Source organism: Stackebrandtia albiflava (assembly GCF_007994225.1).
GTDB lineage: Bacteria > Actinomycetota > Actinomycetes > Mycobacteriales > Micromonosporaceae > Stackebrandtia > Stackebrandtia albiflava.
Genome location: NZ_VLLL01000005.1, coordinates 227,498 through 240,458, shown reverse-complemented (window position 1 = coordinate 240,458; position 12,961 = coordinate 227,498). Strand labels below are relative to the sequence as shown.

At 72.1% G+C, this 12,961-nt stretch carries 11 protein-coding genes; 7 read left to right on the top strand and 4 right to left on the bottom strand.

The window, feature by feature from the left end:
* Positions 1-71 precede the first annotated feature (71 nt).
* The 3 genes from LX16_RS01920 (at position 72) to LX16_RS26985 (ending at position 2,140) form a co-directional block, all read left to right on the top strand.
* Positions 72-446 carry a VOC family protein gene (locus LX16_RS01920; protein ID WP_147132176.1) on the top strand — a complete coding sequence of 125 codons (375 nt, stop codon included), beginning with the start codon at positions 72-74 and terminating at the stop codon, positions 444-446.
* Positions 447-491: 45 nt separating this feature from the next.
* Positions 492-926: a GNAT family N-acetyltransferase gene (locus tag LX16_RS01915; RefSeq protein WP_211354232.1), complete on the top strand. Its 435-nt coding sequence runs from the start codon at positions 492-494 to the stop codon at positions 924-926.
* A gap of 275 nt (positions 927-1,201) precedes the next feature.
* On the top strand, positions 1,202-2,140 hold the full coding sequence (locus LX16_RS26985; RefSeq protein WP_158645450.1) for a hypothetical protein: 939 nt from the start codon (positions 1,202-1,204) through the stop codon (positions 2,138-2,140).
* Between the two features lie 6 nt (positions 2,141-2,146).
* Here the strand turns inward: LX16_RS26985 and LX16_RS01905 are convergent, their stop codons facing one another.
* Both LX16_RS01905 and LX16_RS01900 read right to left on the bottom strand, forming a co-directional pair.
* A complete protein-coding gene (locus LX16_RS01905) occupies positions 2,147-5,107 on the bottom strand; it encodes an AfsR/SARP family transcriptional regulator (protein WP_147132170.1) in 2,961 nt (986 codons plus the stop codon).
* A gap of 25 nt (positions 5,108-5,132) precedes the next feature.
* Positions 5,133-8,150 (bottom strand): AfsR/SARP family transcriptional regulator, encoded by a 3,018-nt coding sequence (locus tag LX16_RS01900; RefSeq protein WP_147132167.1) that lies wholly within the window; start codon positions 8,148-8,150, stop codon positions 5,133-5,135.
* Positions 8,151-8,289: 139 nt separating this feature from the next.
* On the opposite strand from LX16_RS01900, the gene LX16_RS01895 reads away from it, so the two are divergent.
* Both LX16_RS01895 and LX16_RS01890 read left to right on the top strand, forming a co-directional pair.
* Entirely contained in the window at positions 8,290-8,589 is a 300-nt protein-coding gene (locus tag LX16_RS01895) for a DUF427 domain-containing protein (RefSeq protein WP_147132164.1), read from the top strand.
* Between the two features lie 72 nt (positions 8,590-8,661).
* Positions 8,662-9,753 (top strand): DNA glycosylase AlkZ-like family protein, encoded by a 1,092-nt coding sequence (locus LX16_RS01890; RefSeq protein ID WP_147132160.1) that lies wholly within the window; start codon positions 8,662-8,664, stop codon positions 9,751-9,753.
* A gap of 11 nt (positions 9,754-9,764) precedes the next feature.
* Here LX16_RS01890 and LX16_RS01885 read toward each other — a convergent pair whose 3' ends face one another.
* Together LX16_RS01885 and LX16_RS01880 are read right to left on the bottom strand one after the other, a co-directional pair.
* Complete coding sequence (locus LX16_RS01885) at positions 9,765-10,175, bottom strand: hypothetical protein (RefSeq protein ID WP_147132157.1); 411 nt, start codon at positions 10,173-10,175, stop codon at positions 9,765-9,767.
* A 50-nt stretch (positions 10,176-10,225) separates the two neighbouring features.
* Positions 10,226-10,735: a DinB family protein gene (locus LX16_RS01880; protein WP_158645449.1), complete on the bottom strand. Its 510-nt coding sequence runs from the start codon at positions 10,733-10,735 to the stop codon at positions 10,226-10,228.
* A 236-nt stretch (positions 10,736-10,971) separates the two neighbouring features.
* Here LX16_RS01880 and LX16_RS01875 point away from each other — a divergent pair, with 236 nt between their 5' ends.
* The gene (locus tag LX16_RS01875) at positions 10,972-11,340 is read left to right on the top strand and encodes a DUF6188 family protein (RefSeq protein WP_147132152.1); all 369 of its coding nucleotides are present in this window, start codon (positions 10,972-10,974) and stop codon (positions 11,338-11,340) included.
* A gap of 290 nt (positions 11,341-11,630) precedes the next feature.
* Positions 11,631-12,914 carry a glycoside hydrolase family 36 protein gene (locus LX16_RS01870; RefSeq protein ID WP_147132149.1) on the top strand — a complete coding sequence of 428 codons (1,284 nt, stop codon included), beginning with the start codon at positions 11,631-11,633 and terminating at the stop codon, positions 12,912-12,914.
* Positions 12,915-12,961 lie beyond the last annotated feature (47 nt).

Genomic DNA, 12,961 nt, shown 5'->3' with positions numbered 1-12,961 from the left:
GGCCACGGTGGTGGCTGGTGGCCGCCGTAACCGGGGTGACACCCGGGGGCGGCCACGTTACCTTCGGCGGCATGATCCTTCGACACGTCACCATCGACAGCGCCGATCCCCACCGGCTGGCCACCTTCTGGAGTGCGGTGACCGGATGGCCGATCTCCGACATCGACGAACCGGGCGACGACGAGGTGTTGCTGGAGGCGCCCGATCCGGTGCCGTCCCTGCTGTTCATCCGGGTACCGGAGTCGAAGACCGTGAAGAACCGGGTCCACTTCGACTGGATGCCGACCGAACGCGTCCGCGACGACGAGGTGGAACGGATCCTGGGGTTGGGCGGCACCGTGCACGAGGACCACCGCCTGCCCGACGGCCGCGGTTGGGTGACCATGCACGACCCGGAGGGCAACGAGTTCTGCGTCGAACGCGGCCGGTCCGAACGCACCGGCTGAAACCGCCGGTACCGGAACATCCGCCGTCGCCATAGGCTGGACACCGTGTCACAGAACGATTTCACGTTGCGGCTCGGCGCCGCGGCCGTGGACCTGGACTGGCTCCACGACCGGCTGTCGACCGACACCTACTGGGCGATCGGGCGGAGCCGGGAACGGGTCACCGCCCTGGTCCGGAACTCGCGCTGCTACAGCGTGTTCGGTCCCGATGGGCGACAGGTCGGCTTCGCCCGCCTGGTGACGGACTCGGTGACCTTCGCGTGGCTGTCCGACGTGTACGTGGACCGGACGGTGCGGGGAAGGGGCGTGTCGAGGATCCTGTTGGACCGCGTCGTGGCGGACTGCGAGAGCCTCGGCCTGCGCCGCGTACTGCTGGCAACCGACGACGCCGAGGAGCTGTACCGCCGGTACGGCTTCACACCCGTCGCCGAGGACCACTACCGGTGGATGGCACTCACCTGGCCGGACCATCCCGCGTGACGGGGCCATGCTGGGGTGGACGGTGGACGGGCGAGTCCCGTCCACCCCAGCGCCCCGTACCTCACCACCGGCCGTTCCAGGTGCCACCGCCGGGCTGAGCGCACCGTGTCCCGTCCTGTGAACTGTCCCTCAACGAAAGGCCGGACACGGCCTCATCATGATCACCGGCGGCGGCACGATCGGTGCACGGATCGGCCACGGGTTCTCGTGCCGGATCCGGTATCGCGGTCGTTATCCTCGGCGGCGTCCCACCCGCCGCAACGCACAGGTGTCCCGTGAACCCACATCCGCCGTACCCGCCGCCGCCCGAACCGGGTGACCCCGCCTTCCGGTACGACCCCGGAAGCGCTCCCCCCGTGATGGGTGGACAGCAGTACGGCCCCGGCGGTCAACCGCCCCACCCGGCACCTCACGGCCCACCGCCGCCCATGGGCCCCGGCCCGGGCCACCCGCCGCCGCCCATGGGAGCGGGTCCCCCGCCGCCTCCCGGGGCTCCCGGCTTCCGGCCGCCGCCGCCGCCGAAGAAGTCGAGCGCCGGACTGGTCATCGGGCTGATCGCGGGCGTCCTGGCGGTGCTGTGCCTGGGCGGTGTCGGCGGCTGGTACTTCCTGCTCGGCCCCGGCAGCGGCCCCGGCGAGCCCGCCAACCCGTGGCCGGCCTCCTACGATCCGGCGGTGGCCGCGGTGCCGGCGGGCACCACGTTCTTCATCGACAAGCCCGACAGTTGGGAGATCTGTGTCCTCCTCGACCTGTCACCGGTGGAGCAGGTCATGCCGCTGGACGGCAACCCGAAGGCCGAGACCGACACCAACGACGACGGCACCGGCAGTTTCTCGTGCAGCGGGCAGCTTCGGCAGAGCGCCGTCGAACACGACGATCGCAACCCGGTCGGGGTGTTCGACCTGTTCATGTACGCCGAAGCCGACCAGGCGACGGCGGAGGAACTGTACGAGGGCATCTGGCAGTTCGACGGCTACCAGCCCCCCGAACCCATCGCGCTGGGAGACGAGGCGCAGGTCGGTATCAAGGAGGACCAGTCGGAAGGTGACCTCGACGTCGCGATGACCTTCCGCAACGGAAACCTGGTCGGCTGGGCGGTCCTGAGTGTCCGGTACAGCGATCTGGCCGTCGCCCCGAAGCCGGAGGTGCTCACCAACGTGCTGCTCGACCTCGCCAACGGCGGAATGGGGGTACTGGCCGAGGCGTCGTCGTGAGCCGCACTAGTCCGGCTCGCGCGGCGTGGTCTCAAGCGCTTCGGCCTCCGCCCGGCAGCGCACTGCCGCCTCGTGGTCTCCCAGGCCGTCGTGCGCCTCGGCCAGCACTCGGAGTGCGTCGGCCTGCCTGATGAGCCACGGCATGGCGCGGTAGCGCCGCAGCGCCGAGGTGGCCGACTCCAGTGCGGGCCGGTGCCGAGAGTGTCCGTTGTGGATCATCGCCCGGATCAGGTCCCACTGGGCCCTGCCGGACTCCGACGGCGCGGGACCGGACACCGCCGCCTCGGACATCAGTGCGGCGGCCTGCTCGTAGTCGCCCATGGCGGCCTCCACCTCGGCGAGGTCGCAGAGGCTCTCGAACTCCACCGTGGTCCGTTCCGCCGAACGTCCCGACCGCAGTTCCTCCCGGTAGAGCCGCCTGGCGACGTCGAGCCGCCCGGCACGGCGGTGGCTCTCGGCCTGCATCGCCAGGCACCAGCCCTGCAGGTAACCGTCCCCGGCCGCCTTCGCCATGGCGTGGGCCTCCGCCAGCACCTCCAGCGCCTCATCGGTGCGGAACTGGGCGGTGAGGAGGGTCCCCCGGTAGATCCGCAGGCGGGCCTGGAAGTGGCCGCCCTCGGCGAGGTCCGCCGCGTCGGCGTCGGCGAGATAGGCATACGCCTTGTCGAACGCACCGACCATCGTGCACACCTGAAGGAGCGTGTTCACGAAGATGAGCTGCGACCGCACGTTGCCGGTGGCCGCGGCGAGGTCGACGGCCTCGGTCAACAGCTTCTCCGCCTCGGCGGCCCGCCCCGCCCCGGAGAGGTACACGCCCAGGTTCCCCTTGGCCGCCGCCTCCTCCCTGGGACCGATACCGCGTGACAGCAGTACCGCCCGGCTCCCCCAACGCAACGCCGACTCCAGGTCGCCCTCCTTGCGCATCACGTTGGCGAGTTGAGAGGTCATCCGGAACACGCCGACGCGGTCTCCCGCCCGTTCCGCGTTGGCCAGGCCGTTCTCGGTGGCCTTCCTGACCCGCGCGAGCGACCTGCCCTCGTTGAGGACCTGCCGCATGGCGAACACCAGCCGCCACAGACGGGGATGGTCGCCGAGCGTCTCGGCCGCGCGCAGCATGTTGTGCGCCTCGGCGGCCCCCGGGTCGTAGGCGCGTTCGTGATGCCAGTCGATGACCGCGTCGACGACGGCGGCGCGACGGTCGGGCGGCAGTTCGCGGTCCGCCCGGTCGGCGGCGTACAGGCGCACCAGGTCGTGCATGCGGTAACGGCCGGGGCGGTACTCCTCCAGCAGGTGCCCGCTCAGCAGCCGCGCCACCAGCGGCCCGGCCTCCGGCTCGGAACGCCCCGAGACCGCCACGACGAGCGGGTGGGAGAAGTCCTCACCGGGCACGATCCCCAACCGGCAGAACAGGTCCCGGGCGTCGGGTGTCAGCGCGCGGTGCGAGAGGTCCAGGTTGGCGCGTACGGCCGCCCGCAGATCGCCTTCGATCGCCAGGACCGCCAACCGGTCGGAGTTCTCCAGTTCCGCCACCAGGTCGCCGAGCCGCCGGTGCCGGTTGCCCGCCAGGTTCGCCGCCGCGATGCGCAGCGCCAACGGCAGGTGACCGCACAACTCGGCCAACCGGGCCGCGGCGGCGGGCTCGGCCGCCACCCGTTCGTCTCCCACTACCCGGCGCAGCATGTCCACGGAGTCCCGGGTCTCCATGACCGGCACCGACACCGCGCGGGCGTCGTCGAGCGCCACCAGGCCCGCCAACCGGTCCCGGCTCGTCACCAGAACCCGGCAGCCCCTGCCGCCCGGCAGCAGCGGCCGCACCTGGTCGACCGAGGCGGCGTTGTCCAGCAGCACCAGCATCCGTCGTTCGCTGACACGGGACCTGAACAGGGCGGCGGCCTCCTGGACGTCGGTGGGGATGGCGTCGGGCGGGTGGCCGAGGGCACGGAGGAACCGGTCCAGCGCGTCCTGCGCGGTGAGCGGTTCGGCCTCGTCGTATCCGCGCAGGTCCACGAACAACTGTCCGTCCGGGAAGCGGTCCAGGTGGCGGCTCGCCCACTCCACGGCCAACGCGGACTTGCCGACACCGCCCGGCCCGGAGATCACCACCGGGCCGGTGCCGTCGGCCGACGACACGTCCAGGGCCGCCAACTCGTCCGCGCGGCCGGTGAAGCCGCCGCCCTGCGGAAGCTGCGCCGGGATGGGCACGGTGGGGGCGGCCGTCACGGGCACCGGCGGGCGGGCGGGTTCGGGCCCCTGTCGCAGGATCTCGCGGTGCAGGTCGCGCAGCGGCCGCCCCGGTTCGATGCCGAGGTCCGCCGCGAACCGTCTCCGGACCCCGCGGTACACCGCCAGCGCCTCCTCGGTACGTCCACTCTGGTGCAGCGCCCGCATGGACATGACGGCGAGGCCCTGCCGGTACGGATGCGCCTCCAGAAGACGGCGCGCCTCACCGACGACCCTGCCCGGCTGTCCCATGGCGAGTTCCGCCGCCATCCGCGCCTCCTGCGCGACCAGCCGCTCCTCGTTCCAACGTTCGGCCGCCGACTCCGGCAACCGGCCGCTCATACCGGCGAGCGCGGGTCCCCGCCACAGATCCAGCGCCGCCGACAACCTCTCGTGTGCCTCGGCGTGCCGTCCCGCCGCCGTGAACCGCCGTGCCGCGCGGACGTGGGTGGTGAACACCGACGCGTCGAGCCGATCGGTGGCCAGTGTCAGGCGGTAACCCTCCCCGACGGACTCGATCCGGCCCGGAAGCAGCCTTCGCAACGTCGCCATCGCGTTCTGCGCCTGCCGGCGGGCGGTGACCGGCGGATCCTGGTCCCACAGGGCCTCCACCAGGCGGTACAACGGCACCACGTGATCGGCGTCCAGCAACAGCATGGCCAGCAGTTTCGGGTGGTGACGCCCCGGGATCGGTACGACGCCGGACGCGTCCCTCACCTCCAGCGGCCCAAGGATACGAAACTCCACGAAAACTCCCGACTCCGTCTCCAATCTAACCGGGCCGTGCGACGGCGTCCGGCCACGGATTTCGCCTCAGCCCGCCGGTGCCACGGCCGCGGCCGGGCCGGACGGCGACCCGGGCGACGTCACGCCCGGCCCGGCGGACACCTCGGCGGCACGGCGTCGCGCGCGTTCCGCCGCCGGGGTGTCGCCCAGCCCGGCGAGCGCGTCGGCCCACGCCGCGAACGACCGGCCCGCCCGCAACGGTTCCCGCATCCGCGTGTACAGCTCCGCTGCCGACTCCGCGTGCCCGGCGGCGACGTCCCACTCCGACCGGCCGTTGTGGACGGTGGCGAGCAACAGGTGCGCCGCCGCCAGGTCGCGCAGCGGGCCACCCTCCCGGGCACGCGTCGAGACATTCCCGCGCGTACCGCAACGCGGTCTCGGAGTCGTCCAGGTCGTCGAGGCAGTACGCCAACGGCACGAGCAGCCGCGCCACGGTGCCGACGTACCGGTTCTCCCGGCGCGCCCGGTACACCCCGACGAGGTCGGCGTAACCGGCCGCCGGATCGCCGGTGGCACGCCGGATCCGGCCGCGGAGTATCAGCGCGTGCATCCGCCGGGAACTCGCCCCCGCCAGGACGCGTTCCGCGCACCGCTCGGCCTCGGTGTACCTGCCGAGGTCCAGATACAGGTCGCCCAGCGCGAGTAGTTGCGAGGCGGGGAGGTGGCCCGGCGTGGAGGCGAGGCGCACCGCCCGCAGCAACGTCTCCTCCGCCTGCGGGTACTCGCCCATGGCGGTGTGGATCTCGCCCAGTCTCAGCAGCCGCGCCGCGATCGCGTGTGGACTGCCGGTGCGTTCGGCCAGGGTCAGCGACTCGGCGGTGATCCGGGCGGCCTCGGAGTTGTCCCCCCGGAGGCGGGCGAACTCCGCCATGTTGCCCAGATGCCGGCTCAACAGGACGTCGTCGCGGGACTCCCTCGCCCACCGCACCGCCGACCGGGTCTCCGCCTCGGCCAGGTCGAGTCGTCGCTCCGCCCAGTGGGTACCGGCGACGAGGTTGTGCATGACGGACAGGCCCGCGGCGTCGCCCTCCCGGCGCGCCACGGAGAGCGCGTCCTCGGCGGCCCGCCGGATCGCGACCGGATCCCTGCCCTGATGCACCGACCGGTGCAACGCCGACACCGCCCGCCACACCCACGGATGCCCCGGCAGCGCGGACGCCACCGCGAGGACGTCCTCGTGGACGTGGTCACCGCCGGGTTCCCCGTACCAGGCGAGCATCCGGCGTCGGGCGGCGTCGAGCTCGCCGGGATCCAGTTCCGCGACGGCGCGGCGGCTCGCGTAGCAACGCACCAGGTCGTGGAACCGCCACCGGTCCCCGTGCCGTTCCAACAACCGGGACGCCGCCAACCTGTCGAGGCCGGCGTCCACAGTGGCGGCGTCTCCGCCGTCGACCGCCCGCGCCAACCCGGTCGTGAGGCCGACGGCGGGAACCACCCCCAACGACAGGAACAGCCGCTTCGTGTCGGCGTCCAGGCGCCGATGGGACGACTCGATACTGTGGGACACCGCCGCGCGCGGGTCACCGGGGACGGCGAGCCGGTCGAGCCGGTCCTCATCGGCCAGTTCCTCCGCCATGTCCGCCAACCGCCGTGACGGATCGGACGCCAGCAGGGCGCCGACTATCCGCAGCGCCAAGGGCAACCGCCCGCACAGCGCGGCGATCCGGTCGGCGGCGGCGGCCTCGTCCCGGATACGTCGAGCGCCGGTGAAGCCCGCCAGAAGCGCCAGGGACTCCTCGTGCGACAGGACGTCCAGGTCGACGACCCGGGCGCCGTCGAGCGCCACGAGACCCGTCAGGTCGTTCCTTCCAGTCACCAGCGTGAACGAGCCGCCGACACCGGGAAGCAACGGCCGCACCTGGTTCACGGAGTTCGCGTTGTCCAGCACGACCAGCATCGTCCGGCCGCGCAGCAGCGAACGGTACAGCGCGGCCGCCTCGTCGAGGTCGGCCGGGATCATCCCCTCCGGGTGCCCGAGTGCCCGAAGGAAGCGGTTGAGGGCGTCGTGCGCGCTCAACGGTTCGGCCTCGTCGAAGCCGCGCAGGTCGACGAACAGTTGCCCGTCGGGGAAACGGTCGGCGTTACGGCGCGCCCATTCGACGGCCAGCGCGGTCTTGCCGACGCCGCCGGTGCCCGTGACGGTCACCAGCCCGGCGGCCGATGCGTCGTCGCGCAGCGCGTCCAGTGCCCACAGGGCGTCGACCCGCCCGGTGAAGCCACCCAGGTGCGGAAGCTGGGCCGGGACACCGGAGGCGGTGGCGGGTACGGGTGTGCGCCGAGCCGTGTCGACGTCGTCGCGGAGGATGTCACGGTGCAGCGCCCGCAGTGGACTCACCGGGTCGATCCCGAGGTCGTCGGCCAGGCGACGCCGCAGCCGCGCGAACTCACGCAGCGCCTCGTCACTGCGTCCACCGTGGTGCAGCGCGCGCATCAGCAGGCCCACCAGTCGCTGCCGGTACGGGTTAGCGTCCAGCAGCTCGCGCGCCTCCCCGACGACCCTCCCCGGCCGCCCCAGTTCCAGTTCCAGTTCCATGCGGGTCTCCAGGGCGTCCAGCCGCCGTTCCTCCAGCCTGGCCGCCCCGGAGGCGATCAGGTCACCCGGCACCCCCGCCAGTGCCGGTCCCCGCCACAGGTCCAACCCCCGGCACAGCGACTCGTGCGCCTCGGCGGGTCTCCCCCGCGCCCGCCGGCCCTCCGCCTCCCGCACCGCCTCCGCGAACCGCAACGCGTCGACCCGGTCGGTGTCGAGCCGGTACCCGTCGCCGACGGCCGCCACCGGCAGGCCCGGAATACGACGCAGCGACGCCATGGCGTTCTGCACCTGCCGGCGGGCCGTCGCCGGAGGATTCTCGTCCCACAACGCGTCCACCAGGCGGCTCATCGGCACGACACGTCCGGCGTCCAGGGTCAGCATCGCCAACAGCCCGGGATGGTGCCTTCCCCTCACCTCTACGGCCCCGGACTCGTCCTCCACCTCCAGCGGCCCGAGAATGCGGAACTCCACGGCACCCTCACCTCGTATGTCACCTGGTACGACAACCACAACCTACCGCCCGGCGGTGAAACCGCCACGGCACGGCCGCCGGGGGGAGAGAATCGTCCGAGACACGCGCCGGAGACGGCCCCACGAACGGAGAACGGTGATGAGAGCGATACTCGACGGCACGGTGGTGGCCGAGGCGGACGACGCCGACGTGATCGAGATCGAGGGCAACTCGTACTTCCCGCCGTCCGCGACGGACGGCGACCGGTTCGAGAAGAGTCCCACTCCGTACTTCTGCCCGTGGAAGGGCGAATGCCAGTACTGGTCGATACGGGTCGGCGACAGACTCTACGGCGACGCGGCGTGGAGCTACCCCGAACCCATGCCCACCGCGCTCGAACGGGTGGGTCGGGACTTCGGCGGCTACGTCGCGTTCGACCCGTCGGTCCGGGTGGAGTGACGGCGGGCTCCGGCCCGATGTCGTACGGCGGCTCTAGGGTGACCGGTCCGTACCGTCTACCCGGAAGTGGCCATGCACGAACTCTCCCCCACCGATGCCCGGCGCATCGCCGTCCGCGCCCAACTCCTCGACGGTGAACGCCACACCACCGGGCTACTCGACGTCGTACGGCACCTGTCCTTCCTGCAACTCGACCCGGTCGCCGCCGTCGCCCCCAGCGCCGATCTGGTCGCGTGGAGCCGGCTCGGTGACGCGTACTCGCGCGAGCACCTGGTCGAGGCGATCGCCGACCGCTCCCTCGTGGAGTACCGCGCCATGCTGCGGCCCGCCGAGGACATGGTCCTCCACCGTGGAGACATGGCCGCCTGGCCGGGCGAGGCCGACTGGCGGCGGCGGCAACACGCCTGGGTGGTCGCCAACGACGCCTGCCGTCGCGACATCCTGCGGCGGCTGGCGGAGAACGGTCCCTCGCCGTCGCGCGCGCTTCCCGACACCTGCGTGGAGCCGTGGCGGTCGACCGGCTGGACCGACAACAAGAACGTCACCCAGATGTTGGAGTTCCTGACCTCCGCCGGCGAGGTCGCCGTCGCGGGCAGGAAGGGCCGGGAACGGCTGTGGGATCTGGCGTCGCGGGTGTATCCCGACGTGCCCGCGCTGCCACCGGACGAGGCGAGGGTCGCCAGGAACCGCCGCCGGCTTCGCTACCTCGGAATCGCCCGGGCCACCACCGCGGTACTGCCCGGCGAACCCGCTCACGTCGCCGAGGTCGGTGAACGTGCCGTGGTCGCCGGCACCAAGGGCGAATGGCGGGTCGATCCGTCACTGCTCGACGGTCCGTTCACGGGCCGGGCGGCGCTGTTGTCGCCTTTCGACCGGCTGGTCCACGACCGCGGCCGTCTCAAGGAACTCTTCGGCTACGAGTACCAGCTGGAGATGTACAAGCCGGTGGCGAAGCGACGCTGGGGTTACTACGCGCTGCCCGTCCTGTACGGCGACCGAATGGTCGGCAAACTCGACGCCACCGCCGACCGTAGGGCCGGGGTACTGCGGGTGCACGCGCTACACCGCGACGTCGAGTTCACCCCGCGCATGACGGCCGAGATAGGCGCCGAGATCGAGGCACTGGCCCGCTGGCTCGGCATGGAGGTGGAAACGCCGAGCTGACGGCGGCCGCCTCACCGCACGGTGTCCTCGGACGCCACGACCGGCACCGGCCGTTCGACCAGTTCCGCCGGCGTGTCCGGCACGGTCGGACGGCCAGCGGGTTCCCTCGTGGCGGCCTCACCGACCGGCAGTGCGGCCACCGGTGCCCGGGTCGGCGCGGCGGTGCCGCGTCGCAGGTACGGCCGGACCCGCCGGAACGGACCCGCCGCGAACCAGGCGGCCGTGACGGTGACGATCGCGCCCGTCACCGGGCTTCCGGCGGCGATCAGCGCGCCCCCGGCGGCGACGGCCGTGACGGCGGCGGTCCCACGCAGGACGTCGGTCACCGCACGCCGCACCATCGCCCGAAACCACACCGGTTCCCGCCACGACCCTCCGTTCGCGGGCACGCGGCAACCGGTGGTGTCCTCCTGCTTCGTCATCACGCGCCAATCACTACCCGCCGGACCACCACGCCTAAACTCACGCGGCCTCAGTAGCCTCTCCCGCCGTCCAGCGCCTCGCGCATGTAGTCGAGGTGGCCACAGTGCCGGGACGTCTCATCGATCATGTGGACGAGCAGATACCGCAGGTCGAACGGCGGCTCGGTGGGGCTCTGGGACACCGCGTCGAGACCGGGGGTGGCGGCGACCACCGCGCGGGAACGTTCGCACTCGGCCTCGTAGGCGGCGACGAGTTCCGGCACCGTCGCGGTGTCGGGGAACGTGAAACCGTCGTGCTGCTCGTCCTCCGGCCACGGCGGCGGCACCTCCCGGGACGCGGCGAAGTCGATGCTGAACCACCAGCGTTCGGTCGCGGTCATGTGGTGCAGCAGCCCCATCGGCGTCATGTCGGACGGCGACACCGCGGTGCGGCCCTGTTCCTCGGTCAATCCGGCGACCTTGGCCACCGCGGTGGCCCGCAGCCAGTCCAACCGGGACGTCAGGGCCGTGCGTTCGTCGGCGATCCGGGGCACAGCGGGTCGTTCACTCGATGAGGTCACGGCCGGAATCTAACCCGCGGGTGTGACGATTTCCCGCGTGTGCGGGAGCAGGCGAACCGGACGGCCCGCGCGCCCGACACGGTGGCCCGCGCGGGTGCCGGGGACACCGGGAAACCCGGCGCGGCGGCGCCACGGGGCGTTACCCTCACGGCTACGGCCCCGTTCCGCACGCACGCCGACGCGACCGCGGCCCGACACCCGTCACCGCCGAGGCGGCCGACACCGGGAGGAACCACATGACCGACCTGACCGGCCAGCAGATCACCCGCGTCACCGGGGGCGGCCAGTTGACCATCCACACCGACGGCGGGTGGATCATCACGATCGAGTCCGGTTTCGCCTACACCGCGCTCGACGGCGGCACACTCCGATCCAGCGGTGACGCCTCCGACGCCGCGTCGGCGTTGGCCAACCTCACCGGGGAGACCATCCAGGCCAGCCGGATGGACGAGACGGACGGCCTCACCATCACCACCACGACGGGAGCCACCGTCACCGCCCCACCCGATCCGGACCACGAGGCGTGGAACGTGACCGGCCCGCGCGGTCAACGATTCGTGTCCACCCCCGGCGGCGAGCTCACCGACTGGGACGCACCCGCCTGACGGCCCGGCGGACACCGGGCCGGAGCGGCGTGACCGAGACACCCGGCCCCGCCGATCGACGGCCTGATCGGTGGAAAGCGCGGCTTGGTTGGTTGAAAGCCCGGCTTGGTTGGTTGAAAGCTCGCGAAAAATCGAGACATCAGGGCTTATTCGAGGCATGTCGATCGTCGTACGGCCAACCAAGCCGACATTGTTCACGATCGACACCTCGTCAGGGGTGCCCCCGCCCCCTCGACCGCCCGCCTCTGCCGGGGGCGTGCATGTCGGCCGTCTCGTGTGAGACTGTCGCGATGGTGGATGAGATCGCCCGGCTCGACGTCGATCCCGTGCACGCCCGGGTGTACGAGCACGGCTGGCAGAGTTGGAGCCCGTCCACGACGTACCCGGCCGACGCCACCTCGTGGCGGGCGAGCGGCGACCTCTCCGCCCGGCAGCACTACCGGATCGGCAGACCCCAGCCCCCACACGGGTTCCAGGGCGAGGGGCTGCTCGTCGTGGACGACGGCGCGGGCACCACGACCTGCTTCGCCGCCGAATCCCCCGACCGGATCCCTTCCGTCACCGCGCGACTCGACGGCGGAACGCTCGTCGTCGCCTCCGGGGAACCCGTCGCCGTCACCACGGCCCCCGACATCGCCACCGCGCTCACCGACTTCGGCGACCGGTTCGCCGCCGCGGCGGGTGCCGGTCCGTTCCGGACCCCGCCTACGGTGTGGTGTTCCTGGTACCACTACTTCACCCGGGTCACGGAGGCCGATGTCGTCGAGAACCTGGACGCCCTCGACGAAGCCGGCCTACCGGTCGAGGTGGTGCAGATCGACGACGGGTGGCAGTCGAAGGTGGGTGACTGGCTGACCGTCTCGGACCGGTTCGAGTCGTTGCGCGGCATCGCTTCCCGTATCGCCGCGACCGGCCGCCGCGCCGGGATCTGGCTGGCGCCGTTCCTCACCCTGCCCGACAGCGCGCTGGCGCGGCGTCACCCCGACTGGCTGCTGCCGGGTGCCGCCGGGCACAACTGGGGAGCCGAGACACGCGGCGTCGACCCGTACGCGGCGTCGGGGTACCTGACCGACGTGTTCACCATGTTGCGCGAGGCGGGTTTCGACTACTTCAAACTGGACTTCCTGTACGCCGGTGCCATCGGCGGCATCGGCGCCTACCGGGACGGGATGGCGCACATCCGGCGGGTCGTCGGCGACGACGCCTACCTGTTGGCGTGTGGCGCCCCCGTCCTGCCCAGTGTCGGGCTGTGCGACGCGATGCGCATCGGACCCGACATCGCCACCCGTTACGCGCCACGCGACGGCGACCCCTCGACCCCGTCGCAGCAGGGCGCCGTCATGAACACACTCGGCCGCGCCTGGCAGCACGGGCGGTTCTGGGTCAACGACTCCGACTGCGTCGTCGCGCGTCCGGCGGTGGAACGCCGTGAGGAGTGGGCGGACGTCGTGGAGCGGTTCGGTGGCCTGCGTTCGGCGTCGGACCGGATCGCCGACCTCGACGACTGGGGGCTGGAGACGACGCGGCGGCTGCTGACCCACGTTCCCGCGCCGACCCCGTTCCCGTCGGCCTGAGGCGGGCGCCGTGGTCGCACACCCGCCGCTCGCCGCCGAGGAGGCGC